Raw genomic sequence first — 23,317 nt, forward strand, 5'->3', positions numbered from 1 at the left:
ATAATAAAATAACACGAAAAAATATAAAAACACAATGGAGAAGATGTGTCTTTTCATAATAAAAACGTGCATTCGCGAAGAGGAACGCACGCTTTTCTTATTTTATCCCAATGGAAGCGTTTGAAAACGAAACTTGCCCAATTTTCATATATTTTTCATAACGTTTTTCGATTAATTCATCTTTCGAAATTCCGTTTAATTGTTCAAAAGTTTTTCTAATCATTAAGTCTATATTTTCTGACTGTTTTAAAAGATTACGGTGAGCTCCACCTTTTGCCTCTGGAATAATTTCATCAATTACACCTAATTCTTTCAAATCTGCTGCTGTAATTTTCATTGCTTCTGCAGCTTCCTTTGCTTTTCCTGCATCTTTCCAAAGAATTGCCGCTGCACCCTCTGGTGTAATAACAGAATAAGTGGAATTTTCTAGCATATGAATGTAATCTCCTACTCCAAGACCTAGCGCACCACCACTACCGCCTTCACCGATAACGATACAAATAACTGGTACCGTTAAACCTGCCATCTCAAATAGGTTGCGGGCAATAGCTTCACTTTGTCCACGTTCTTCAGCTGCTTTACCAGGATAAGCTCCCTTCGTATCGATGAAACAAATAATAGGACGATTAAACTTTTCCGCTTGTTTCATGAGACGCAGTGCTTTTCGATATCCTTCTGGATGAGGCATTCCAAAGTTACGGCGAATATTTTCTTTCGTATCTTTTCCGCGCTGATGCCCAATTACAGTTACAGGCATCCCTTTATATTTCGCAATGCCGCCGACAATCGCTGCATCATCGCCAAATAGACGATCTCCATGACATTCGAAAAAATCAGTAAATAAGTGCTCAATATAATCGAGCGTTGTCGGTCGTTCTGCATGACGAGCAATTTGAACACGGTCCCATACTTTTAGATTGCCGTATATATCTTCCTCTAAATTTTCTAGCTTTTCTTCCAAAATACGAATCTCCTCACTGAAGTCCATCTGGCTGTTTTTCGTATAGTCTTTCAGTTCACGAATCTTATTTCTTAGCTCAACAACTGGTTTTTCAAATTCTAGCTCTGCCATACAGCCAATTCCCCTCCTTGATGAACTTCTAAAATCTTGCGAAGCGATTCTCTCATATCATCACGATGCACCACCGCATCTAATTGACCATGATCTAGTAAGAATTCTGCCGTTTGGAAATCTTCCGGTAGTTTCTCACGCACCGTTTGTTCAATTACACGTCTACCAGCAAATCCGATAAGTGCACCTGGTTCTGCAAGATTATAATCACCAAGTGAAGCGAAACTCGCTGAAACCCCGCCCGTCGTTGGGTGAGTCATAACAGAAATAAATAACCCTCCTGCATTACTATGCTTTTTCAAAGCTACGCTTGTTTTTGCCATTTGCATTAAACTTAATATCCCTTCTTGCATACGGGCACCACCCGAAGCAGTAAAGATAATAAATGGAACTTGTAAGTCGTACGCCTTTTCAACCGCACGGGCGATTTTTTCTCCTACTACAGAGCCCATGCTCCCCATTCGAAAACGAGAATCCATTACTGCAACAACAACAAGCATGTCATCAATTGTTCCTTCACCAGTTACAACCGCTTCGTTCAATTCAGTCTTCTTACGATCGCTCTCTAGTTTCTCTTCATAACCTGGAAACTCGAGTGGATTTAATGAAACCATTTCTTTGTCATACTCACGGAATGACCCTTCGTCCAATATACTATCAAGACGTTCCCATGCATTCATAGGATGATGATATCCACAATTCACACATACTTTTAAATTTTTTAGAAGTTCTTTCGTATACATGATTTTTTTACATTCCGGACATTTTGTCATAACGCCATCTGGCACATCTTTTCGTACTTGTTCTGAAGGTATTGCAGCGTACTTTTTCTTTTTCACGAATAAATCTCTTAGCACAATTTGACCCCCTTCGTTGAGAGCTAAGGTTAGCGTAAGAAGAAAATGGGGCTAACACCAAAGTTTGATGTTAGCCTTATCTTCTCAATCTGTCTAATAACCTCACTCTTTACGTTTAACTTTAACCGCTACGCGGTAGAATGTTTGTCATAACGTGTCATGGTCATTTCGACAAATTTTATACATTACGAGTGAAACTGTATATTCTCTACTAATTCATCGTAAATTTTTAGTGCATCATTTTCTTGTTTTTCTTCCAAAGTAGCATAAAGCTTTCTATACATATCGATAGAATCTCTTGAAACTTTACAAGAAAGAGTTGCTACGTAATCATTTACGATCATCCAAATGCGATATAGTAAATAATTATCGACTTGTTCAATAAGTGTTTTAAAGAACGTTTGATGAAGCGTTGGGATTGAGCTTTCATTTTCTTCAAGTACTTGGTGTAATCTACTTAGTACTTTAGAAAACGTTTCTTTCGGTAAATTACATACAATTCGAATCATATCTTTCTCAAGCAATCGTTTTGTTTGTAATAAATCACGAATTGTTTTCTCATCTTGCAGTAAGAACGGAGCAATTAATTGTACAAGACCGTTATCATAAAAGTTTCGAATAAACGTCCCTTCACCACGTCTCGTTTCAATCAATCCTACCAGTTCTAAAGCACGCAATGCTTCTCTTACAGAGGAACGTCCTACGTTTAAACGTGAACTTAACTCGCGCTCAGACGGCAAACGATCCCCCGCTACCAATCCATCCTCTTCCATAATGGAACGGATTTTTTTTACAATTTCGAGATATACTTTTGTATTTGATGATGTCAATGGAAATTCCTCGCTTATTCTTTACCAATCAGCGCTAATTGTTTTGTTTTTTCAGCGATCTCATTTGGATCTACTTGACGGCGAGCTACTCCTGTCTCCATTGCTGCTTTTGCAACGTAAGCCGCTACCTGAGGCGCTACACGCGCGTCAAATGGCGCTGGAATGATATAGTCTGCATTCAACTCATCTTCTGCTACAAGCTCAGCAATAGCCTGTACAGCTGCCATCTTCATTTCTTCGTTAATTTGTGTCGCATGTACGTCAAGTGCACCGCGGAAAATACCAGGGAACGCCAGTACATTATTTACTTGGTTCGGGAAGTCAGAACGACCTGTTCCAACAACAGCTGCGCCCGCTGCTTTTGCCAATTCTGGCATAATTTCTGGAACTGGATTTGCCATTGCAAAAATAATCGCATTGTCATTCATTGTACGAACCATCTCTTCTGTTAATGCACCTTCTGCAGATACACCAATAAATACGTCCGCACCTTGTACAACATCAGCTAAAGAACCTTCTATACGATTCTTATTTGTATATTTTGCAACTTCATCCTTCACCGGATTCATACCTGTAGGACGACCATCATAGATTGCCCCTTTACGGTCACACATAATAATGTCGCGTACACCATAGCGATATAAAAGTTTAATAATTGCAATACCTGCTGCACCTGCGCCATTTGCGACAACTTTAATGTCAGACATTTTCTTTCCAACTAATTTCAGTGCATTTACAAGACCTGCTACTGTTACGATAGCTGTTCCGTGTTGATCATCATGGAAGATAGGAATATTTGTTTCTTTTTTCAAACGCTCTTCAATAATGAAGCAGTTTGGTGCTGCGATATCTTCTAAGTTAACGCCGCCAAAAGTTGGCTCCATTAATTTTACAGTTTCAACAATTTTATCTACATCGTTTGTATTTAAGGCAATCGGGAATGCATCTACACCAGCAAAGCTCTTGAATAATACAGCTTTACCTTCCATTACTGGAAGAGATGCTTCAGGTCCAATGTTACCAAGACCAAGTACAGCCGTTCCGTCTGTCACAACTGCTACCATATTTCCCTTCATCGTATATTCATATACCTTACTTTTATCGTCATAAATTTCTTTACAAGGTTCTGCAACCCCTGGAGAATATGCAAGACTTAAATCTTTTGCATTTTCTACTTTTACTTTTGATACAGTTTCTAATTTTCCTTGATGCACTTTATGCATGTGAAGTGCTTCTTCACGAAGTGTTGACAAACTATCCACTCTCCTCAAATTATTCTTGCTGATATCAATTTCTCCAAGTGGTCTGACCACGAACACTACTACTATAATAATCGAAGTGTAGGGAAATTGTCCATTATATTTTCACAACTACATTTTCTTCCCCGACAATTTCACGAAGTGCTCCTAAACATTCTTCACTTGGATGAATCGATAAACTCCGAGATAATTGTACCATTTTATGTTCCTTTTCATAATAAATTAGTACTTTCGCAAAACCTGAATAGTCGAACAATATTTTCGTAACCTGATTTAAAAGCTTTTTCTCATACTGAGACGGCAATTTCACGTAAACAGATGCGTCTTTCTTTTCTTCATAAACATCCATTTCCTCTAGCGGATATAGCCCATTTACAATCCATTGCAGCTTATGATTTCTTAGCTCAATCGTACCGTCAACTAAAACAATTGCTCCTTCTTGTAACTTGTCCGAGAAATGTATATACGTTTCCGGGAAGAGGACTGCTTCCATTTCATCATTTTGATCACAGAATGTAATAAATGCCATCTTTTGAAACTTTTTCGTACGAATCACTCTCACACTTGTTATATACACAATAGCTCTTTGTACTTTTTTCTTGTGTCGCATCGCCTGAGCGAGAGATGGAATTTCTAATTCTTTTGCTAACTTTACATACTGCGCTGTCGGATAACTTGATAAATAAAAGCCAAGTGCTTCTTTCTCTTTATTTAGTTGTTCAATAAAAGATAGCTCTTCTCCTTGTACGTATTTTGATTTTGGAACAGCATCTCCTAAATCACGTGCGAGATTCGCGTACTCTAATGCCCCTTTAATACTTTTCCATAAATTCGTTCTCGAAACACCAAAATCATCAAAACATCCCGACCAGACGAAAGCTTCTAAATTGCGCTCCGTTACAAACTTTGACGGCAAACGGAGACAAAATTCAAACAAATCTTCGAACATTTTTTTCTCTCGTTCTTCTAATAATGCCGTCACTGTAGCCATTCCAATATTTCGAATCGAAAGTAAACTGTAACGTATCGCATTCCCCTCTATTTGGAAGTTGTAACCACTTTTTTGAAGAGACGGCGGCAAAACGTGAAAACCTTTCCGCTTCGTTTCTCGTATATACTGTACAATTTTATCTTCATTTCCAATTGCACTTGATAATAGTGCCGTCATAAATTCCAGCGTATAGTTCGCTTTTAAGTAGGCAAGTTGATATCCGATCATACTGTAAGCTACAGCGTGACTTCGGTTAAAACCGTAATTCGCAAATCTTACAATTAAATCGTAAATTTTCTCAGCAGACGTCTCATCGTAACCATTTTGCAAACAACCTTGGACAAAATGCTTACGTTCCTGATCTAAAATATCACGATTCTTTTTACTCACTGCACGGCGCAGTAAATCTGCTTCACCAAGCGAAAACCCTGCTAACTTCGATGCAATTTGCATAATTTGTTCTTGGTATACAATGACGCCGTATGTTCTTTCTAAAATTGGCTTTAAATCCGGATGTAAATATTCAATTTTTCTTTTTCCATGTTTCGATTCAATAAAAGTCGGTATCTGTTCCATCGGTCCCGGTCTGTATAATGAGTTAACAACTACGATATCTTCAAACTCATTCGGTTTTAACCCGCGAAGTACATTTCGCATACCACCTGACTCAAGCTGGAATACACCTGTTGTATCCCCTCTCCCTAATAATTGGAACGTCTTTTCATCTTGAAGAGGTAAGTTTCTTATATCGATTTCTTTCCCTGTTTTGTTCGCGATAAATTTTACAATATTTTCAAGTAACGTTAAATTACGTAATCCTAAAAAGTCCATCTTAAGCAACCCAAGTTCTTCTAGCGCATCGGCTGGATATTGCGTAACATAAACATCGTTATGTCCTTCTTGAATTGCTACACTGCCTGTTAGCGGTTCTTGACTCATAATAACGCCAGCCGCATGAATAGACGTATGACGTGGTAAACCTTCTACACGTTTTGCGATTTCAAACACACGCTCATGCAGAAGATTCCCTTGTATAAACTCACGAAGTGATTGTGATTCTTCATATGCATCTTTTAACGTTATACCAAGCTTTGATGGGATAAGTTTTGAAAATATATCAATATCTCGCGGCGGAAGCCCCATTACGCGGGCAATGTCTCTAATTGCCGCTTTTGCTGCAAGCGTACCAAACGTTACAATTTGCGCAACACGAAGCTGACCGTATTTCTCTTTCACATAGCGAATCATCTCATCACGTCTTACGTCTGGAAAATCAATATCAATATCGGGAAGCGTCACACGTTCAGGATTTAAAAACCTTTCAAATAATAGATCGTATTCAATCGGATCAATATCTGTAATTTCTAATACGTATGAGACGAGTGAACCAGCTGCCGATCCACGACCTGGTCCTGTTAAAATATGATTTTCATGTGCATACTTCATAAAATCCCATACGATGAGGAAATAATCACTAAATCCCATACGAGAAATAACATTTAATTCATGATTTAAACGCTTTATATGCACTTCTTTCGGCGCACCATATCGTTTCCGCAAACCTTCTTCACAAACACGACGCAAGTATATATCACTCGTTTCATTAGACGAAACAGGAAACTTCGGAAGTTGATTTACATGGAACGGTATTTCTACTTGGCAACGCTCTGCAATTTTCATTGTATTTTGGATTGCTTCCGGCGCATGGGAAAATAGTGCTTCCATTTCATCCGATGACTTTAAATAATATTGATCTGTTTTCAGCCTCGGCCTATCTGGATCAGTCATTTTCGTTCCACTTTCAACAGATAGTAAACATTCGTGAACAAGTGCGTCACTTTGATTGATATAGCGCACATCGTTTGTTGCAACGACTGGAATATTAACCCTACTAATAAATTCAGGTAGTTTCTCTTGTAAAAGCAACTCATCTTGAATCGCATGATGCTGCAAACTCATATAAAAATGGCCGAACATATTTTGATATGTGCGAGCTACTTCTTCAGCCTGACTCACATTGTCTTCTAGTAATAATTGCTCAATTTCGCCATCTTTACCTGGTGAAATAGCAATTAATCCTTTCGCATAATGCGCAAGCCACTTCTTAGGAATACCTTCTTTGGATTTTGTCATAATACTGCTAGAAATCTTTAATAAATTTTGGTAGCCTATTTCATTCTCAGCAAGTAATACAAGTGGATAAGACCTTTCTTCTTCTTCACTAAAAATAGAAGCGGTTAATCCAATAACAGGCTGTATACCATGTTTCTTACATGCTTTATAAAACGGAATAACGCCATACATAACATTTTCATCCGTAATAGCCAGCGATGAAAAACCAAGTTCTTTCGCCCTGACTACAAGCTCATCAATTTTACAAGCACTTTTTAATAAACTAAAAACGGTTTGACATTGTAAATGCACAAACTTCACTGTTGTACCCTCTCTTTACCTATTTGACTACTTTTATTATAGGTGATGAGGAAAGCGGAAATCAAAACATACTTCTTATACTTTGTCCATATATATGAAGAAGAAAGGGGAATGACGATGGATGTAAGAGAACATACTTTTTTCTCTCTGCTTATTATTAGTTATTTTATTGCCTTTGGGGTTATACTTGGCGGTTCATTAATTGGTGGATTTGGTGCGTTTCTTATCGGAAAACCAGCTCTAACTTACATTAATCAATTCGCCCAAAATTTAAGAATTTGGGCACTCGTTGCAGCAATTGGTGGAACATTCGATACCTTTTATAGCTTTGAAAGAAGTTTCTTTGGCGGAGATATGAAAGATATCGTAAAACAAATTCTCCTTATTTTTTTCGCAACTGGTGGTATGCAAACAGGTCTCATTATTATTAAATGGCTAACGCAGGAACATGTATGAGAGTACCAAGTGCCAATACAGCAAAAAGATGGTACTTAGTATTAGCTGGTGCTGCTGTTGGAGGCGTGTTGAGCTGGTTTATTTTTTTGTACATATACGGTGTTTTTCAAGAAGAACAAGCTAGTAAAATAGCAGAACAAAGAGAAATTATAGAAAAACAAGAAGCAAAGCTCCACGTCCTTCTCGAAGATCAAGAAAAATTGAACACTGAAAATAAACGGCTCTTAACCATTCAAGAGATTAAAATAAAACTTATCAATCGAGAAAAATACGATTTAGACAATCTTACACTCGAAAATATGACTACATCTATCCATAATGATCTCCAGCATCTTTTAACGAAAAACATTCAAAGTATCGCAAAAAATAAAGACCTACTCAAAAAGGTAATCGAAAACAAAACGTACAAACATTACGATCGACTATACCGTTTTAAAGTCGATACAATATCTTTTGATACAGTGCTTGAAATTAGCATTACTATAGAAAAGGAAAAATAAAGAAGGAGGGCTTTAGCGCCGCTCCTTCTTTTCGTTCTAACATATAGTCCCTTATTTACAAATCTCACGTAAATCAGCAAAAAGACGATCCGCTTCTTCCCAAGAAGATGCCTTGGCACCAGAAGCCATCGGATGTCCTCCGCCGTTATATTGCATTGCCAATTTGTTTATAACTGGTCCTTTTGAACGAAGACGAACACGAATTACGTCGTCTTCCTCTAAAAATAGAACCCACGCCTTTAATCCATCAATATTGCCAAGCGCTCCAACAACACCAGATGCTTCAGAAGGAAGTACATCAAATTCTTCTAATACTTCTTTCGTTAATTTAATGTAAGCTGCTCCTTCTTCTACCACCGTAAAGTTTTGTAAAATATAACCGTTTAAACGAGCAATTTTTTCTTTTGTCTTATACATTTCATTGTATAAATCTGTGAATTTCACACCCATGTCAACAAGCTCACTTACGTAACGAAGTGTTTTTGCTGTCGTATTTGGGAATAAGAAACGACCTGTATCTCCAACAATTCCTGCTAAAATAAGGCGGGCTGCTTCTTTTGTTATTTTTAATCCTTTATCTTTTCCATAGTTATAAAACTCATAAATCATTTCACTTGTCGAACTCGCTGTCGTATCTACCCACGTAATATCTCCATATGGATCTTCATTTGGGTGATGATCAATTTTAATTAACATCTTCCCTTTTGTATAGCGTTGATCGTCAACACGTTCTTGATTCGCAGTATCACAAACAATAACAAGCGCATTTTCGTATATACTATCTTCAATATCATCCATTACTCGTAAGTATGCTAACGACGGTTCATTGTACCCAACCGTATAAATATTTTTCTCTGGAAACGATTCTTTTAGAATTGTACCAAGGCCACCCTGTGAACCTAATGCATCTGGATCCGGACGCACGTGGCGATGAATAATAATTGTATCAAACTCTTTAATTGCTCCTAAAATTTGCTCATGCATATGTATAATCTCCTTTTTAATCAACTTCTTCACTTTATCTCTCATTATAACGGAAAGTATTTCATACATGCGAACAATTGCTTTATAATAAAAGTTAGAAAGTTTAGGTATTTCTTTTTTCTCCACTATTTTTTTCATAAAACGATGGGAGTGTTCATTATGCCAGTATTAGTCTTCTGTATTATCGTCTCATTTATGTTGTATCTCTTCTACAAAACAAAATACTTTCGTACAAACCGCCCAATGGAGAAAGGTTGGCTCTCTGGAAAATCCGCAATGGCACTCGGTTCATTCGTCTTATTCTTCGGGATAAACCAATTCTTTTTAGAACTTTCAACCGCTCGTATTATCGTTGGTATCTTATTCGTTCTATTTGGTAGTGCAAGTGTATTTAATGGATTTCGCCAATACAAACATTTCTTACCATTAGCAGTTAAAGAAGCAGAAGTCTATGAAACAACGTAAAAAAGCATCAAAATTGTGATGCTTTTTTACGTCCTCTAACTTTTAAAATCATATATGCGACAAACGCAGATGGTATATTAAATGGGTTACCTTGTACGTGAAAATGTAATTGTTCTTCTCCAAAAGACATTTTTTCATATAGCTCTCGCTGAGATAATCCTGTCTTTTCCTTTTTTTCATGTAAACCTTGTAAATATAAATATTGGATCGGTATCATTACAAGAAAGTAAAATAGTGCGATACTACCAAAAAAGAGTACGGCTGACGACATAATGTATACCACCTTCCATAAATCCATTTTCTTACAATATAATCATAACACAATATACAACCAAATTGAATTACTATTCTGTCTTTTCTTGCGTTACTTTTCCACTCCACCCCATACATATTTCACTAAAACTCTCATCTAAAATCATGCCTTTCAAATTTAAAACAACAAAAAAAGATGGAACAAATCAAAACGATTTGTTCCATCTTTTTATTTATCGATTAACTGCACCATAAGTAATGCTTTTCCAACAACATTACCTTCATGATGCACTTCTACATCAACCTTACCAAATTTACGTCCAATTTCTAATACTTTCGGATGAACGGATACAACATTATCAATTTGAACTGGTTTTACGAAATAAATCGTTAAGTTTTCAACAATTAAATCGCTTTTCTTTTGCGCACGAATGACGCGATTTGTCGCTTCTGTCACAATTGTTGCAAATACACCGTACGATAACGTTCCGATTGAGTTCGTCATTTGCGGCGTCACTGAAAATTGATATAGATGCTCATTTTTCGCTTCTTTTGGCGTCATAAATTGATTCGTTACAATATCATCAATTGTTTCTCCAACTTGTGGCTGACGTTGAATCATTTGCAGTGCCTGAAGTACATCTTGACGGCTAATGATACCTTGCAGTTTATTTCCTTCCTCAACGACAGGAAGTAATTCAATTCCTTCCCACACCATCATACGTGCCGCAGCTGCGACAGACATTTTACCATTCACTGTAATTGGGTGTTTTGTCATTACTTTATCAATTGGTGTTTCTTTCGCTACACCGATCATATCTTTTGAAGTTACGATTCCTAGCACTTTTTTATTTTCATCGACAATTGGATATCTTCCGTGCATTGTCTCTTCATTATATGCATGCCATTGCTGTACTGTATCATGTGGCTTTAAATATAACGTTTCTTCAATTGGTGTTAAAATATCCTCAACAAGTACAATTTCTTTCTTAATCAGTTGATCATAAATTGCACGGTTAATTAACGTTGCGACCGTAAATGTATCGTAGCTACTTGAAATAATCGGCAGCTTTAATTCGTCTGCTAATTTCTTCACATGATCTTCCGTATCAAATCCACCCGTAATTAATACAGCGGCTCCAGTTTCTAGCGCTAATTGATGTGCATTCGTACGGTTACCAATAATGAGTAAATTCCCAGCTTCTGTATAGCGCATCATCGCTTCTAATTTCATAGCTCCGATTACGAATTTATTTAATGTTTTATGTAGTCCTTCTCTGCCCCCAAGTACTTGACCGTCGACAATGTTAACGACTTCTGCATATGTCAGTTTTTCGATATTCTCTTTCTTCTTTTGTTCAATTCGAATTGTTCCGACACGTTCAATTGTACTAACATATCCTTTATTTTCTGCATCTTTAATTGCACGGTAAGCTGTCCCTTCACTTACACTCAAATCTTTCGCAATTTGTCTTACAGAAATTTTATGGCCTACTGGCAGGCTATTAATATGTTCTAAAATTTGGTTATGCTTGGTAGCCAAATGGTTTCACCATACTTTCTTTTCCCTAAATTCTTCATGTGTTGTACTTTCAGTATACTATATTTTCAAAACTGTTACACTCTCTCTTTGCATACCTGTACTATTTTTTTTATAACAAAATGACTCTTACATTCCACCAGTCATTCTATGACAACAATGTAATGCTTTTGTCATCTCATTCGATAGTTCGCCCACTTGATTCCCTATACAATGAAGACAAGAAATAAAACAAAGGAGCGAACACATGATGAAAAAACTTTTAGAGGTTGTAGGTGCTGTATTTTTAGCTTTCGTAGATGGGAAAAAAGTTGCAATGGAATTGAATGAAACACCTGAACAACCACGTACCAAAAGAAAAGAATCACCAAAACAAATACAAGCATTAAAAGCTGTTCTACACACGTAAAAACCCTTCACTTTTCTTTTCAAATGAAGGGTTTCTTTTCTATAGTGTAATACTTTCTCCAGCTTCTAATACTTTCCCTGTACAATTTTGTAGCTTTTCTACAAATTGATATGGATCTTGTTCAATAACTGGGAACGTATTGTAATGCATCGGTACAACAGTTTTCGCATTAATCCATTTTGCCGCTAGTACAGCATCTTCTGGTCCCATTGTGAAATTATCACCAATTGGTAAAAATGCTAGATCAACTTTATTTAATTCCCCAATTAACTTCATATCAGAGAATAGTGCAGTATCTCCTGCGTGGTACACTGTTTTCTCTTCTGCTGTAAATAAAATACCTGCTGGCATACCTGTATATGTAATCGTCTTATTTGCTTCATCAATATAACTAGAGCCGTGGAATGCTTGTGTAAACTTCACTTTTCCGAAGTCAAATTCATGTGAACCACCAATATGCATCGGATGTGTATTTACACCTTGCCAACTTAAAAATGTTGCTAGTTCAAATGGCGCTACAACAACTGCATTATTTTTCTTCGCAAGTTCTACTGTATCTCCAACATGATCACCGTGTCCATGCGATAAAAGGATTGCATCCACTTTTACATCTTCAGCTTTTAAATCTGTTTTCGGATTACCTGTTAAAAACGGGTCAATTAAAATAACTTTTCCATTCGCCTCAATTTTCACAACTGAATGTCCATGATAAGATACTTTCATTATTACATTCCTCCCCTATTCACATTCTCACTTTTTATTCTACATGATTTTTCAATTCCCTGTCTTTTCTAACATCTATTTACTTGTCATAACGCTTTCTTCCGAGTTAAAGTTATATTTGTAATTAAATATCTCGGGGGTGCCAATCGATGAATGCTAGATTAGAAAATTTAATGCAATGGCTAAAAGAAAAAAACGTAGAAGCTGCGTTCTTAACTTCTACACCGAACGTCTTCTACATGACGAACTTCCACTGTGAACCGCATGAAAGATTACTTGGTATGTTTGTATTCCAAGAAAAAGAACCTATTTTAATTTGTCCTAAAATGGAAGAAGGTCAAGCACGTAACGCTGGCTGGGCACATGAAATTATCGGATTTACTGATACTGACAGACCATGGGATATGATTGCAAAAGCAATTAAAGACCGCGGCATCAATGCAAATGCAGTTGCAATTGAAAAAGAACATTTAAACGTAGAGCGCTACGAAGAATTAACGAAATTATTCCCAAATGCAGCTTTCAAATCAGCTGAGGAGAAAGTTCGCGAACTTCGTTTAATTAAAGATGAAAAAGAACTTTCTATTTTACGCGAAGCAGCTAAAATGGCGGACTACGCTGTTGAAGTTGGTGTAAATGCAATTAAAGAAAACCGTAGCGAGCTAGAAGTATTAGCAATTATTGAACACGAATTAAAAACAAAAGGCATACATAAGATGTCATTTGATACGATGGTATTAGCGGGTGCAAACTCTGCTCTTCCACACGGTATTCCTGGCGCAAACAAAATGAAGCGCGGTGATTTCGTACTATTTGATTTAGGTGTAATCATTGAAGGTTATTGCTCTGATATTACACGTACAGTAGCATTCGGTGAGATTTCTGAAGAGCAAACTCGCATTTACAACACTGTACTTGCTGGACAACTACAAGCAGTTGAAGCATGTAAACCAGGTGTTACACTTGGCGCAATCGATAACGCTGCTCGTTCTGTTATCGCAGATGCAGGTTACGGAGACTTCTTCCCGCACCGACTTGGTCATGGACTTGGAATTAGCGTACACGAATATCCAGATGTAAAAGCTGGTAACGAGTCTCCATTAAAAGAAGGTATGGTCTTCACAATCGAACCTGGTATTTACGTACCAAACGTAGGTGGCGTTCGTATTGAAGATGATATTTACATTACAAAAGACGGATCAGAAATTTTAACGAAATTCCCGAAAGAATTACAATTTGTAAAATAATAAAAAGGCAGCGTGAATGCTGCCTTTTTTTATTCCTCTACTATTTCAAATTTCTCTACAATCATTCTTGCTGGATAGCTTTCAAGTATTTGAGAAAACCATACTTTTATTTTATCCCCTGTTTTTAACTGTTTATATGCGTCTTTGTCCTTAAAGCTCAAGACTATATGTGATGGATGCTCTTTATTCATTTGTTGTTCTATATAATTTTGCAACTCTACTTTTATGTTAAACGTTTTATCATCGGCAAAAAATACCGTGTCATTTCTTAATATGATATACCCTTCTTTAGGGACTTCTTTTACCGTTACCTGCTCTACTTGTTTTGTAGTACAAGCTGATAATATGACTAGAAATACACTTAAAAACATAACAATTTTCATATGCCTATTCATTTTTAACTCCTTACTTTAGGCTATTTCAAATTTAACACCATCTTCTCCTCATACTTATCATTCCATTTAATTACAACTTCTATCGGTTCATCTTTAGATAGAGGTGCACAACTTACACAAGAAGATTTTATTTCAACCCTTGCTCCTTTATGAACTTCTGACGTTTGTGTCATTGTACTAAAGGCTCCATTAATAGCAATCTCTAAGTTTTTAAATTCTGTATTCCCATCTCCGCCCTTGTACTGAAACGTAAACATTCCATCTTCACTGTCATCCTTAATATGCCCTTTATATTGTCCAGTCCAACTTTTGCTCTCGCTAGAAAAATTAACATACGAAATGGAACAGCTTCCTAAAAAGAAAATACTAATAAAAAAGAATAATGCTCTCTTCATAATGCCCCCTCCATTCAAATGCACTTATTTATTGTCTATTTCTTCCTCTTATTATATTATAAAAATACAGAATTTTCTAAAATAGGAGGTTTATATGTTACAACAACAGTTAGAAGAAATTCGTAATAATAATTACATCATAGATAACACACTTCATATTGATTCTTTAAGTTCCAGTATGCTTGAACATATCGGTGTTACTGATAGCTACTTAAGGGACAAACTCATCTACTCTACTTTTTATCATCTCATCAAAAATCGCTACCTTTCACACACACAATTACAGAAACTATTATTAGAAAGCATCGGTGAAAAATATTTATTGTATAAGATTCATTCAGATGATGAAGATGCTGTATTTACTCGTGCATTTACGACCTTATTAATTGCGCTCATTATAGATGCAGATACAACTCATAATTTCTTATCACAGAATGATATTTTAACTGTAAAAGATCAATTAATTCTATATATGAACAATGAACATGATTTCCGCGGATATGTGCAAGACCACGGCTGGGCACATAGTATCGCACATGCTTCCGATACATTTGAGGCGCTTGTTCATAGTCCTAAATTAGAAACTTTACATTACGAAGAGATATTAAAAACTTTGTTAAACAAAGTTTTTGTCCATTCTATTTACTATAAATACGAAGAAGACGAGCGTCTCGTTTATCCGATTGTCGCAATGCTGCAAAATGGCCTGAAAGAAGAAATACTCATATTAGCCCTTCGTGACTTAGTAGCTCAATTACCGGTCCAAAAACAAGCACTACCTATTGAATCGTACGAGTTTTTATATGGAAATACAAAATCTTTCTTACGTAGCTTATTTTTCAGACTACGCACACTTTCTATATGTGAAGAAACCGAATTCGAAATTGAAAAATTGCTACAAGAGCTTCCAAAATATTATTAAAAAAGAAGGCCACTCAAAAAGTGCCTTCTTCTATTTCACTAATATTTAATTGAAATTTCACGATCCAAACTGAGAAAAGGTGGACAAGAAGCGCAAACGCCATACATGCTCCACTTAAAAAAGTTAGTATAGGATGCGAATACACGTGCCCCAATCCATAGGATATCGCCACGAAAAACATTGTTATGTAAATATAAATTGCTCCATGTATTTGCCTCATATAAACCTCCTTTTCCCATATTATAACATAAATTTTCTGATTATTCACATTAATTACTTGTAATCAATATTTCTCAACTGTTACACCTCTTACAGCAGCCTTAATATACGGTGACCCTTGTAAACTTTGTAAATCCTCTGTTTTTCCTGTTACGACTATACCGTATATTGGTAAGTCTTTTGGTTTGGTGTTTTTTATTTCTTTATCCCGCATTAACGGGCAGTAAGACCCCACATCAAAATTCAGCGGAAGCAAAGAAATTAGGTGGGGGGCGGACTGCCCGTAAAAGCCCGATTGGTGAGGGCTGATAATCAGTGGGGGATGAACCACTCCACTGATTAAAGTTTCACTTTATAGTTTATCCTAAAATATTCTCGATATCCCTCTTTATTTTCACTTAAAGATATTCAAATGCAGCTTTTATAAATTTTTTCATAATAAAAAGCACATCCATTTTGATGCGCTTTTCACATATATTTTAGTAAAATATGAATCATTTTTTTGAAGCAAAAACACCCACTCCTCTCTCCCCATACTATCGTTATGACTTAGTTGCCATAATAATTGAACGAGGATAGAACTCCAACTTTTCATAAAACGATACAGCTTCATTTCCATACACTACTGTTAATTCAATTTCATCTATCTTCTTCGCTTTAAACCATTCCACTGCACTATTCATTAATTTTAAGCCAAATCCGTTTCTTCGGTATTTTTCATCAACGAATAAAACTTCAATCTTTCCGCTTACACTTTTACTATACGCTATACAAAACCCTAATATATCATCTGTTTCCGCCTCAACTAATAATTCAATTCTATATTCTCCGTAATTTGAATTCTGTTTATAATTTTCAATACGTTCCTCAAATGTCATTCTTGGATAATCACCAGAAAAATGTTTTGATTTATTATTATGATATTCATGTAATTTATTTAAAGGTTCTCTTATTATTTCTATTTCACCGAGAGTGATATATTTATTACTAATTTTCATCCTACAGCATCTCCAATAATATATATTCCAACAAAAAAGAAGATCATTTTACGGTTATAAAATAACAATCTATTATTTCATCGCTTCCTTCACAACATCTTGAATCATAACAACTTCTGTTTTCATATCAATAGACGGTGCTTCTTCATCGATACATTCATACCAAAATGCTAAGTGCTTTTTATCAATTTCATGATGCGAATTTTCGACAAAAATACCACCTTCTCCTTGCACAGAATACCAATATAAGTACTCTTCTCCATCTCTTATTTCCCGGAAAATTGTCTCAACGTACATTTTTTCGTCGTTTAATGTCAAAAGCACTTCTTTCAAATTGTCATTAAGAAGCTGCATCCATTCATCTACTCGATGACTCTTACCAGGCTTAACTTTAAATCTTGTTAATTCTACATTCATTTTTATTCCCCCGTTTTCTTACGTACAAACAAACTATATTCTATTGGATGATAAAAACTTAATTTACTAGCTAATTTTCGCGAAGGAATATTGTCTACATAACAATCCCAGCTCGGTATAATGTCATTTTGCATGCAATGTTCAATGAACCTTGTCGCAACAGCTTGAGCTAATCCTTTCCCTTGATGCGCTTCATGTGTTGCAATATCTATTTCAGCAAAACCATTCCCGCTAAATATTGAGACACATTCAGCTACAATTATCCCATCTTGTTCTATACAAAATCCAAAACCACTGTTCAAAAACGTTTCTTTTGATCCCCAATACTCTTTGTAGTACTCCTCTTTAAATTCACTGCTGCGCTCTATATCTCTTCTATCAATACGCTTCACTTCATATGTATTTTTGTTAAAATCTCGTTGACTCTCTTCAAAGGTTACGCTTTGAAATTTCATTCGCGGGATGTTCCGAAGTACATTACTAAAACGCTCTTCTATCATCATTTCCCACTCTTCACTCGAAGTGAACAGTGTAAATCTCTTCTCTGTTTTTTCAATAGCCGTTTTTAAATATGAAAATAACTCTTCGTTATAATTTTGATCATCCGTATCACCAAATAAATAATAGATACCATTAGCTGTAATAATTAATCCTGCTGTTAATTGCCCGTTTATAAAAACCTCGCCATCTATCATTTGATCACATACCGCATAAGCAAACGTCGTCGTTCTTGTATTACCTTCTAAAACCGGAAGAACTTTTCTATAATCGGCTACAGATAATTTTTTCATAATTGCTCCACTTTAATCGTATCAGCCTCTATATGTTCAAAACAAAGATTTACCGTTCTCTTTAATGCTCTCGTTCTATGAATCGTACATGCTGGAATTAAAATAGAATCATTTGGCTTTAAAACCGCTGTTTCTCCATCTTCAAAATCAATAAGTAATTCTCCCTCTAGCACAATAAATAATTCATCCGAATTAGAATGATAGTGCCAATCATATTCACCAGTAAATACAGCGATTCGTAAACAATGACTGTTTATATTTGAAACGACGAAGTTTTTATGTTGATCTTGAATGTCTTTTGTTAATTCTATTAAGTTCACAGTTTCCATATTTCATCCCATCCTTTCGTTAGTCGTTCTTCTGAAAAATTAACTTAATCTCCCCCATCACTTGAGCTACTACAATCACTGCTACTGTAGTGACCGAATCCACTTGATGAGCTTGAAGCGTATGAAGATTTTTTGCTTCTTTTTCTATCTTTTTTACTTTCATGACTAGGCCATACTGTAGCAAAGAGTATAACGAATAAGGCTAATTCTATTACAACAAGTATAAATTCTAGAATGCTCTCAATAATATTGGGAGTTATCCCAAAACTGTAAAGCACTCCAAATGAATACATACACAAAATTACATACAGAGCCATACAAATATACCGGAATGTTTTTTCTATCATAATGACTACTTTTTGTGAAAAAGGTATGTTCTGTTTCTGTTTTTTCTTTATGTACTTTTGTCTTTTAGCTTGCTTTTGCTTCCTTTTTTTACTCCCCATTGAATCCCCTCTTTTATTATATAATTCTAAATTATCATAATAAAAATCGATTTACACCAATAAATAACAATTATTCACATGTTATTTCCCCATATAAAAAAGACCCTCCTTATGAAAAGGAAGGCCTCAAATGTATTTCTATTATGATAAAGCCGGAGCTTTTTCAAGTAGCTCTTTCGCATCAGCGTATTGTAAGCCGTGAGCTTCTGCAACTGCTTCGAATGTTACATATCCATCTAATGTGTTAATACCTTTTAATAATGCAGAGTTGCCTAGGCAAGCATCTTTATAGCCTTTGTTCGCAATTTGTACTGCATATGGTACTGTTACGTTTGTTAATGCAAGAGTTGACGTACGCGGAACCGCACCTGGCATATTAGCAACTGCATAATGAACAACGCCATGTTTTTCGTAAGTTGGGTTGTCATGAGTTGTAATACGATCAGTTGTTTCGAAAATACCACCTTGGTCAATCGCAATATCTACAACGACAGAACCTGGTTCCATTGATTGAATCATTTCTTCAGTTACAAGTTTTGGCGCTTTTGCACCTGGAATTAATACTGCTCCAATAACAAGGTCAGATTCTTTAACAGCTTCTGCAATGTTGTATGGATTAGACATTAATGTTTTTACTTGGTTACCGAAAATATCATCTAATTGACGAAGACGTTCTGCACTTAAGTCAATGATTGTTACATCTGCACCTAAACCTACTGCAATCTTAGCTGCATTTGTACCAGCTTGACCACCGCCGATGATTGTTACTTTGCCGCGTTTTACCCCTGGAACGCCTGCAAGTAAAATACCTTTACCGCCTTTGTTTTTCTCAAGGAATTGTGCACCGATTTGTGCAGACATACGACCAGCTACTTCACTCATAGGTGCAAGTAATGGTAAAGAACGATTGTCTAATTGTACTGTTTCGTATGCAATTGATGCAACTTTGTTATCGATTAATGCTTTCGTTAATTCTGGCTCTGGAGCTAAGTGTAAGTATGTGAATAAAATTAAACCTTCACGGAAATAGCCGTATTCACTTGCTACTGGCTCTTTTACCTTCATAACCATATCTTGATTCCATGCTTCTTCAGCAGTTTCTACAAGTTTCGCACCAGCTTGTACGTATTCTTCATCCGTAAAACCAGATCCTAAACCTGCTCCTTTTTGAACAAAAACTTCATGACCATTTTGTACTAAATGTACTGCTCCCGCTGGCGTCATTGCCACACGGTTTTCATTGTTTTTAATTTCTGTTGGAATACCGATACGCATGATTAGTTCCCCCTTGAGTTATGAAATGACCCCTGAATCATTTTTTAAAGCGCTTTCTACGCTCTTATATTTTAACATAATATCTCAATATTTGACAAAAAATAATACAAGTTTTCCGATAGATTTAATTTTATATTAAAAGACAGTATTATCCGCACCTCTCAGCACAATGGATAAACTGTCCAATTATTTGAAACTTCATCTTATTTTATTCTATCGATGTCTATGAATAACATCCACTGCACCAGTCACTTCAATAATTGTACCGGTAATCATATCGGAATCTTCCTCACATAAAAACGAAATGGTTCTTGCAATATCTTCACCTGTTCCAGATCTACCAATCGGTGTGTTATGCTCTTTTAGCTGACGTGCTTCTTGAATAGTCGCCTCTTTCATATCGCCAATAATATCACCAGGACATACCATGTTCGCAGTAATACCATACTCCGCTTCTTCATAAGCAACTGTTTTCGTTAATGAAACAAGTCCTACTTTCGCCGCTGCAAAAGCTGAACGATAAATCCATCCCGGTGCACTATCCGCCCCTTGAAATCCGTAATTAATAATACGGCCAAAGTTCTGTTTTCTCATGACCGGAACGACAAGTTTTAATAAATGAAATACCGCTGTTAAATTTCCCTGAATCATTTCATTCCATTCATCTTCTTCATAATCAACTAACTTTTTTCGTTCAAATACATATGGACCAGCATTATTAATTAAAAAGTCAATTTTGCCAAAACGGCTCATCGCTTCTTCTACTATTTTATGTAAATCTTCCTTCTTCGTGACATCTGCTTGCACGAATTGTAGACGCTCTTCCACATCTTTATATGTTTCTTTCATCGTTTCCATAGCGGTGATATCGCTATGGTACGTTACTGTTACTGAATAGCCTTTAGCCAATAACTTTTCTGTTACTTGCTTTCCTAAACCTTTCGTACCGGCTGTAATGAGCGCATGTCTCACAAAACTGCCCCCTTTTAAATTGCTATACTTCATATGTAACAAGTTCTCGCTCCAATTACAACTAAAATGAATTGAAACAGAGTTTTCAAAATTCTGTAACGTTTCTGGCAAGCACGTTACCAAAATTTGTTTTATAATTAAGTTGTAAACAGTTATAAAACAGATTGGGAGGAATTTACTATGAATAATACATATACAAATATTTTAATCGCGGTGGATGGTTCTAAAGAAGCAGAAAAAGCCTTTAAAAAAGCAATTCAAGTCGCAAAGCGCAACAATGCAACATTAACAATCGCCCATATCGTTGATGTAAAAGCGTACTCAGCAGTAGAGGCTTATAGCCGTGCAATTGCTGAACGTGCAAATCTATTTGCAGAAGACTTATTAGAAGACTACAAAAAAACTGCGCTTGAAGCTGGTCTTGAAAAAATTGAAACTGTATTAGAATTTGGTAATCCTAAATCTAAAATTTCAAAAGAAATCGCTCCAAACCATAAAGTAGATTTAATTATGTGTGGTGCGACTGGTTTAAATGCTGTTGAACGCTTCCTAATCGGTAGCGTCTCTGAACATATTATTCGCTATGCGAAATGCGATGTCCTTGTTGTTCGTGGTGATGAGGAGCAAGGTGATCTTTAATTTACAGATAAAACACCAAGTCCACATAGGCTTGGTGTTTTTCATTTTATCAACTTCACTATAAACACAAGACATGCTACGACAACAACGGTAATCGCCAATACATAAGGCGGCAGAAACTTCAAAGACCATAATGCCATCATGATTGTCGCAACTGTTAAATACGTTTGCTTTGCATCTTCTGTCATTTTTTTACGAAGTAAGAAGACGTACAAATAGCCAATTGGCGGCGTAATGAAACAAAGAACATATATGATTTTTGATTTTAAATACCATTTTTGTTCTCCAAGTTTCTTTATATCCCCTTCTATTCTCTTATGCTCTTGTTCTCTCGCTTCTTCTACAAGTGGGTCTTCCTCTTCTCCTCGCTTTTCTTTCATATAAGGAAGAAAGTGCATAAAAAAATAGTATGCGAATACGAACGCTCCAAATCCAATATTTAATCTTTCTAATGGAATATGCTCACTAAAAAAAGCAGCAGTAAGCACTAAAGACAAACAGTACGTCATCATCCAAAATGAACGTTTTCTCTTTTTCCGTTCCATTTCTTTTTTACCTTGTATATCTTTTCTTTTCGAAAGCCATATAGAAATAAAGCAATCTACTACAAATAGAGAAAAGATAAATATCGCAACATGTACTGTTTCTACATTTCCAAATGAAAATACGTTTGGGAATGCAACATGCAATACAATTAGCGTGTACAAAATTAGCCCTATAAAATAAATACGTCTCATTTTTCATCCCTTTCTTATTTCCTAACATTACGTTAACATACATTTTTTAGAAATAGACGGACAAAATATATATGTGTAAAAAAGGAGGATGCTATATGGATGATTCTGAACGCATTATTTTAGACGTGAACGGAAAAGAAATTGAAATGCTAGATACGATTCGCACTCATTTTAAAGAGAAACATGGCGTTGAACTAAGTAATGGTGCATTGCTTCGTGATTTGATGGATATTGAGTATATTCGAATTACGGAAGATCGACATAAGTATGATTAAAAGAAAAACGACTGCAGGCGAATGCCATCAGTCGTTTTCTTTCTTTATTTAAGCTCTTGATGCTTCCCGCCCATACCACCTGGCTCATTGCTATCTTGGTGTACAGTTAGTTTATTTGTTTTCGCATCTTTTAAAACTCTATATGTATATGATTCATTTGGTTCATCTTTAAACTGCACATTCATTCCATACGAATCCATTTTGCTATAAAAGGCCGGTTTTATATATAAAATATCACTTTCTTTATATCCTTTCTCTTGCAAATGCCACATCGTTGCGATAATCGCTTCCTCTTGCTTCTCTTTTTCACCAACAGACAAATATTTGTCCAAGAGAAATACTTTAGCATTTGCAAGTAAGCTGATTAATAGTACGACTATAAATATTATTTTTTTCATAGATTCCCCTGACCTTTAATTGTAATCTTTGACTATATCATAACTTTAATGCCGATAAAAAGAAAGTACGCTAGACTTTAACAGACTAGCG

At 35.9% G+C, this 23,317-nt stretch carries 29 protein-coding genes and 1 pseudogene; 8 read left to right on the forward strand and 22 right to left on the reverse strand.

All coding sequences use genetic code 11. From position 1 onward, the window contains the following. Positions 1 to 97: 97 nt before the first annotated feature. From accA to dnaE, 5 genes are all read right to left on the reverse strand, one after another. On the reverse strand, positions 98 to 1,072 hold the full coding sequence (accA, locus tag AC3EMB_RS22640) for an acetyl-CoA carboxylase carboxyl transferase subunit alpha (protein WP_000818801.1): 975 nt from the start codon (positions 1,070 to 1,072) through the stop codon (positions 98 to 100). Next, on the reverse strand, positions 1,060 to 1,929 hold the full coding sequence (accD, locus tag AC3EMB_RS22645; protein ID WP_000942855.1) for an acetyl-CoA carboxylase, carboxyltransferase subunit beta: 870 nt from the start codon (positions 1,927 to 1,929) through the stop codon (positions 1,060 to 1,062). The genes accA and accD overlap by 13 nt, the downstream gene beginning before the upstream one ends. 185 nt (positions 1,930 to 2,114) lie before the next feature. Further along, positions 2,115 to 2,759 (reverse strand): FadR/GntR family transcriptional regulator, encoded by a 645-nt coding sequence (locus tag AC3EMB_RS22650; RefSeq protein WP_000204444.1) that lies wholly within the window; start codon positions 2,757 to 2,759, stop codon positions 2,115 to 2,117. Between the two features lie 14 nt (positions 2,760 to 2,773). Next, positions 2,774 to 3,982: an NADP-dependent malic enzyme gene (ystJ, locus tag AC3EMB_RS22655; RefSeq protein WP_161114790.1), complete on the reverse strand. Its 1,209-nt coding sequence runs from the start codon at positions 3,980 to 3,982 to the stop codon at positions 2,774 to 2,776. A gap of 133 nt (positions 3,983 to 4,115) precedes the next feature. Beyond that, positions 4,116 to 7,442, reverse strand: a complete 3,327-nt coding sequence (gene dnaE, locus AC3EMB_RS22660) for a DNA polymerase III subunit alpha (RefSeq protein ID WP_488517284.1) — start codon at positions 7,440 to 7,442, stop codon at positions 4,116 to 4,118. A gap of 42 nt (positions 7,443 to 7,484) precedes the next feature. On the opposite strand from dnaE, the gene AC3EMB_RS22665 reads away from it, so the two are divergent. Both AC3EMB_RS22665 and ytrI read left to right on the forward strand, forming a co-directional pair. Continuing rightward, positions 7,485 to 7,898 carry a YtrH family sporulation protein gene (locus AC3EMB_RS22665; RefSeq protein WP_002005839.1) on the forward strand — a complete coding sequence of 138 codons (414 nt, stop codon included), beginning with the start codon at positions 7,485 to 7,487 and terminating at the stop codon, positions 7,896 to 7,898. After that, entirely contained in the window at positions 7,895 to 8,398 is a 504-nt protein-coding gene (gene ytrI / locus AC3EMB_RS22670) for a sporulation membrane protein YtrI (protein WP_001265736.1), read from the forward strand. The genes AC3EMB_RS22665 and ytrI overlap by 4 nt, the downstream gene beginning before the upstream one ends. 51 nt (positions 8,399 to 8,449) lie before the next feature. Here ytrI and AC3EMB_RS22675 read toward each other — a convergent pair whose 3' ends face one another. After that, on the reverse strand, positions 8,450 to 9,382 hold the full coding sequence (locus AC3EMB_RS22675; protein WP_071731425.1) for a DHH family phosphoesterase: 933 nt from the start codon (positions 9,380 to 9,382) through the stop codon (positions 8,450 to 8,452). A 159-nt stretch (positions 9,383 to 9,541) separates the two neighbouring features. Between AC3EMB_RS22675 and AC3EMB_RS22680 the strand changes: the two genes are divergently transcribed. Beyond that, positions 9,542 to 9,847: a YtpI family protein gene (locus AC3EMB_RS22680; RefSeq protein ID WP_001144766.1), complete on the forward strand. Its 306-nt coding sequence runs from the start codon at positions 9,542 to 9,544 to the stop codon at positions 9,845 to 9,847. A 7-nt stretch (positions 9,848 to 9,854) separates the two neighbouring features. Here AC3EMB_RS22680 and AC3EMB_RS22685 read toward each other — a convergent pair whose 3' ends face one another. Further along, a complete protein-coding gene (locus AC3EMB_RS22685; RefSeq protein ID WP_000093046.1) occupies positions 9,855 to 10,118 on the reverse strand; it encodes a DUF3949 domain-containing protein in 264 nt (87 codons plus the stop codon). A 210-nt stretch (positions 10,119 to 10,328) separates the two neighbouring features. Continuing rightward, positions 10,329 to 11,642, reverse strand: a complete 1,314-nt coding sequence (locus tag AC3EMB_RS22690; RefSeq protein WP_000201579.1) for a CBS domain-containing protein — start codon at positions 11,640 to 11,642, stop codon at positions 10,329 to 10,331. Positions 11,643 to 11,886: 244 nt separating this feature from the next. Here AC3EMB_RS22690 and AC3EMB_RS22695 point away from each other — a divergent pair, with 244 nt between their 5' ends. After that, positions 11,887 to 12,048, forward strand: coding sequence for a hypothetical protein (locus AC3EMB_RS22695; protein WP_000976304.1), 162 nt, complete (start codon positions 11,887 to 11,889; stop codon positions 12,046 to 12,048). 39 nt (positions 12,049 to 12,087) lie between these two features. Here the strand turns inward: AC3EMB_RS22695 and AC3EMB_RS22700 are convergent, their stop codons facing one another. Further along, positions 12,088 to 12,771 (reverse strand): metal-dependent hydrolase, encoded by a 684-nt coding sequence (locus AC3EMB_RS22700; protein WP_000868922.1) that lies wholly within the window; start codon positions 12,769 to 12,771, stop codon positions 12,088 to 12,090. A gap of 149 nt (positions 12,772 to 12,920) precedes the next feature. Here AC3EMB_RS22700 and pepQ point away from each other — a divergent pair, with 149 nt between their 5' ends. Continuing rightward, entirely contained in the window at positions 12,921 to 14,018 is a 1,098-nt protein-coding gene (gene pepQ / locus AC3EMB_RS22705; RefSeq protein WP_000994037.1) for a Xaa-Pro dipeptidase, read from the forward strand. Positions 14,019 to 14,047: 29 nt separating this feature from the next. Here pepQ and AC3EMB_RS22710 read toward each other — a convergent pair whose 3' ends face one another. Together AC3EMB_RS22710 and AC3EMB_RS22715 are read right to left on the reverse strand one after the other, a co-directional pair. Continuing rightward, a complete protein-coding gene (locus AC3EMB_RS22710; protein WP_088024373.1) occupies positions 14,048 to 14,413 on the reverse strand; it encodes a DUF3221 domain-containing protein in 366 nt (121 codons plus the stop codon). A gap of 20 nt (positions 14,414 to 14,433) precedes the next feature. Continuing rightward, positions 14,434 to 14,808 carry a hypothetical protein gene (locus tag AC3EMB_RS22715; protein ID WP_140155676.1) on the reverse strand — a complete coding sequence of 125 codons (375 nt, stop codon included), beginning with the start codon at positions 14,806 to 14,808 and terminating at the stop codon, positions 14,434 to 14,436. A gap of 94 nt (positions 14,809 to 14,902) precedes the next feature. On the opposite strand from AC3EMB_RS22715, the gene AC3EMB_RS22720 reads away from it, so the two are divergent. Next, positions 14,903 to 15,730, forward strand: coding sequence for a DUF2785 domain-containing protein (locus tag AC3EMB_RS22720; protein ID WP_095690146.1), 828 nt, complete (start codon positions 14,903 to 14,905; stop codon positions 15,728 to 15,730). 13 nt (positions 15,731 to 15,743) lie between these two features. Here AC3EMB_RS22720 and AC3EMB_RS22725 read toward each other — a convergent pair whose 3' ends face one another. The 9 genes and pseudogenes from AC3EMB_RS22725 to AC3EMB_RS22765 all read right to left on the reverse strand — a co-directional run bounded on the left by AC3EMB_RS22725 (position 15,744) and on the right by AC3EMB_RS22765 (position 21,210). Then, positions 15,744 to 15,950: a hypothetical protein gene (locus AC3EMB_RS22725; protein ID WP_001248905.1), complete on the reverse strand. Its 207-nt coding sequence runs from the start codon at positions 15,948 to 15,950 to the stop codon at positions 15,744 to 15,746. A 63-nt stretch (positions 15,951 to 16,013) separates the two neighbouring features. Further along, positions 16,014 to 16,154: pseudogene (locus tag AC3EMB_RS22730) on the reverse strand (anti sigma factor C-terminal domain-containing protein); the annotation flags it as partial. 337 nt (positions 16,155 to 16,491) lie between these two features. Further along, complete coding sequence (locus tag AC3EMB_RS22735) at positions 16,492 to 16,947, reverse strand: GNAT family N-acetyltransferase (RefSeq protein WP_000703677.1); 456 nt, start codon at positions 16,945 to 16,947, stop codon at positions 16,492 to 16,494. 72 nt (positions 16,948 to 17,019) lie between these two features. Then, positions 17,020 to 17,364 carry a DUF6176 family protein gene (locus tag AC3EMB_RS22740; RefSeq protein WP_001100204.1) on the reverse strand — a complete coding sequence of 115 codons (345 nt, stop codon included), beginning with the start codon at positions 17,362 to 17,364 and terminating at the stop codon, positions 17,020 to 17,022. A 2-nt stretch (positions 17,365 to 17,366) separates the two neighbouring features. Then, positions 17,367 to 18,155 carry a GNAT family N-acetyltransferase gene (locus AC3EMB_RS22745; RefSeq protein WP_000736718.1) on the reverse strand — a complete coding sequence of 263 codons (789 nt, stop codon included), beginning with the start codon at positions 18,153 to 18,155 and terminating at the stop codon, positions 17,367 to 17,369. After that, positions 18,152 to 18,484, reverse strand: a complete 333-nt coding sequence (locus AC3EMB_RS22750; protein ID WP_000450933.1) for a cupin domain-containing protein — start codon at positions 18,482 to 18,484, stop codon at positions 18,152 to 18,154. Before AC3EMB_RS22750 ends, AC3EMB_RS22745 begins: the two co-directional genes overlap by 4 nt. 44 nt (positions 18,485 to 18,528) lie before the next feature. Next, positions 18,529 to 18,930, reverse strand: a complete 402-nt coding sequence (locus AC3EMB_RS22755; RefSeq protein ID WP_488517285.1) for a hypothetical protein — start codon at positions 18,928 to 18,930, stop codon at positions 18,529 to 18,531. Between the two features lie 141 nt (positions 18,931 to 19,071). Next, positions 19,072 to 20,205, reverse strand: a complete 1,134-nt coding sequence (ald, locus tag AC3EMB_RS22760; protein WP_001219401.1) for an alanine dehydrogenase — start codon at positions 20,203 to 20,205, stop codon at positions 19,072 to 19,074. Between the two features lie 213 nt (positions 20,206 to 20,418). Beyond that, positions 20,419 to 21,210: an SDR family oxidoreductase gene (locus AC3EMB_RS22765; RefSeq protein WP_095691524.1), complete on the reverse strand. Its 792-nt coding sequence runs from the start codon at positions 21,208 to 21,210 to the stop codon at positions 20,419 to 20,421. Between the two features lie 147 nt (positions 21,211 to 21,357). Here AC3EMB_RS22765 and AC3EMB_RS22770 point away from each other — a divergent pair, with 147 nt between their 5' ends. Beyond that, a complete protein-coding gene (locus AC3EMB_RS22770) occupies positions 21,358 to 21,816 on the forward strand; it encodes a universal stress protein (protein WP_001066672.1) in 459 nt (152 codons plus the stop codon). A gap of 41 nt (positions 21,817 to 21,857) precedes the next feature. On the opposite strand, the gene AC3EMB_RS22775 is transcribed toward AC3EMB_RS22770, so the two are convergent. Beyond that, a complete protein-coding gene (locus AC3EMB_RS22775) occupies positions 21,858 to 22,553 on the reverse strand; it encodes a hypothetical protein (protein WP_095690143.1) in 696 nt (231 codons plus the stop codon). A gap of 95 nt (positions 22,554 to 22,648) precedes the next feature. Between AC3EMB_RS22775 and AC3EMB_RS22780 the strand changes: the two genes are divergently transcribed. After that, the gene (locus AC3EMB_RS22780; RefSeq protein WP_000342760.1) at positions 22,649 to 22,828 is read left to right on the forward strand and encodes a hypothetical protein; all 180 of its coding nucleotides are present in this window, start codon (positions 22,649 to 22,651) and stop codon (positions 22,826 to 22,828) included. Between the two features lie 44 nt (positions 22,829 to 22,872). Here the strand turns inward: AC3EMB_RS22780 and AC3EMB_RS22785 are convergent, their stop codons facing one another. Further along, positions 22,873 to 23,226: a DUF3139 domain-containing protein gene (locus AC3EMB_RS22785; protein ID WP_053563558.1), complete on the reverse strand. Its 354-nt coding sequence runs from the start codon at positions 23,224 to 23,226 to the stop codon at positions 22,873 to 22,875. Positions 23,227 to 23,317 lie beyond the last annotated feature (91 nt).

It is taken from the genome of Bacillus sp. LQ16 (assembly GCF_057784645.1).

What these genes read in the sequence shown, in the direction of transcription:
- AC3EMB_RS22750 (WP_000450933.1), bottom strand. Translation starts at nt 18,484, where the DNA reads ATGGAAACTGTGAACTTAATAGAATTAACAAAAGACATTCAAGATCAA.
- AC3EMB_RS22715 (WP_140155676.1), bottom strand. Translation starts at nt 14,808, where the DNA reads ATGAAGAGAGCATTATTCTTTTTTATTAGTATTTTCTTTTTAGGAAGC.
- AC3EMB_RS22720 (WP_095690146.1), top strand. Translation starts at nt 14,903, where the DNA reads ATGTTACAACAACAGTTAGAAGAAATTCGTAATAATAATTACATCATA.
- AC3EMB_RS22740 (WP_001100204.1), bottom strand. Translation starts at nt 17,364, where the DNA reads ATGAATGTAGAATTAACAAGATTTAAAGTTAAGCCTGGTAAGAGTCAT.
- accA (WP_000818801.1), bottom strand. Translation starts at nt 1,072, where the DNA reads ATGGCAGAGCTAGAATTTGAAAAACCAGTTGTTGAGCTAAGAAATAAG.
- AC3EMB_RS22745 (WP_000736718.1), bottom strand. Translation starts at nt 18,155, where the DNA reads ATGAAAAAATTATCTGTAGCCGATTATAGAAAAGTTCTTCCGGTTTTA.
- AC3EMB_RS22780 (WP_000342760.1), top strand. Translation starts at nt 22,649, where the DNA reads ATGGATGATTCTGAACGCATTATTTTAGACGTGAACGGAAAAGAAATT.
- AC3EMB_RS22755 (WP_488517285.1), bottom strand. Translation starts at nt 18,930, where the DNA reads ATGGGGAGTAAAAAAAGGAAGCAAAAGCAAGCTAAAAGACAAAAGTAC.
- AC3EMB_RS22775 (WP_095690143.1), bottom strand. Translation starts at nt 22,553, where the DNA reads ATGAGACGTATTTATTTTATAGGGCTAATTTTGTACACGCTAATTGTA.
- AC3EMB_RS22695 (WP_000976304.1), top strand. Translation starts at nt 11,887, where the DNA reads ATGATGAAAAAACTTTTAGAGGTTGTAGGTGCTGTATTTTTAGCTTTC.
- AC3EMB_RS22710 (WP_088024373.1), bottom strand. Translation starts at nt 14,413, where the DNA reads ATGAATAGGCATATGAAAATTGTTATGTTTTTAAGTGTATTTCTAGTC.
- AC3EMB_RS22765 (WP_095691524.1), bottom strand. Translation starts at nt 21,210, where the DNA reads ATGAAGTATAGCAATTTAAAAGGGGGCAGTTTTGTGAGACATGCGCTC.
- ystJ (WP_161114790.1), bottom strand. Translation starts at nt 3,982, where the DNA reads ATGCATAAAGTGCATCAAGGAAAATTAGAAACTGTATCAAAAGTAAAA.
- ytrI (WP_001265736.1), top strand. Translation starts at nt 7,895, where the DNA reads ATGAGAGTACCAAGTGCCAATACAGCAAAAAGATGGTACTTAGTATTA.
- AC3EMB_RS22770 (WP_001066672.1), top strand. Translation starts at nt 21,358, where the DNA reads ATGAATAATACATATACAAATATTTTAATCGCGGTGGATGGTTCTAAA.
- AC3EMB_RS22785 (WP_053563558.1), bottom strand. Translation starts at nt 23,226, where the DNA reads ATGAAAAAAATAATATTTATAGTCGTACTATTAATCAGCTTACTTGCA.
- AC3EMB_RS22675 (WP_071731425.1), bottom strand. Translation starts at nt 9,382, where the DNA reads ATGCATGAGCAAATTTTAGGAGCAATTAAAGAGTTTGATACAATTATT.
- AC3EMB_RS22685 (WP_000093046.1), bottom strand. Translation starts at nt 10,118, where the DNA reads ATGTCGTCAGCCGTACTCTTTTTTGGTAGTATCGCACTATTTTACTTT.
- AC3EMB_RS22700 (WP_000868922.1), bottom strand. Translation starts at nt 12,771, where the DNA reads ATGAAAGTATCTTATCATGGACATTCAGTTGTGAAAATTGAGGCGAAT.
- AC3EMB_RS22680 (WP_001144766.1), top strand. Translation starts at nt 9,542, where the DNA reads ATGCCAGTATTAGTCTTCTGTATTATCGTCTCATTTATGTTGTATCTC.
- AC3EMB_RS22725 (WP_001248905.1), bottom strand. Translation starts at nt 15,950, where the DNA reads ATGAGGCAAATACATGGAGCAATTTATATTTACATAACAATGTTTTTC.
- AC3EMB_RS22735 (WP_000703677.1), bottom strand. Translation starts at nt 16,947, where the DNA reads ATGAAAATTAGTAATAAATATATCACTCTCGGTGAAATAGAAATAATA.
- ald (WP_001219401.1), bottom strand. Translation starts at nt 20,205, where the DNA reads ATGCGTATCGGTATTCCAACAGAAATTAAAAACAATGAAAACCGTGTG.
- pepQ (WP_000994037.1), top strand. Translation starts at nt 12,921, where the DNA reads ATGAATGCTAGATTAGAAAATTTAATGCAATGGCTAAAAGAAAAAAAC.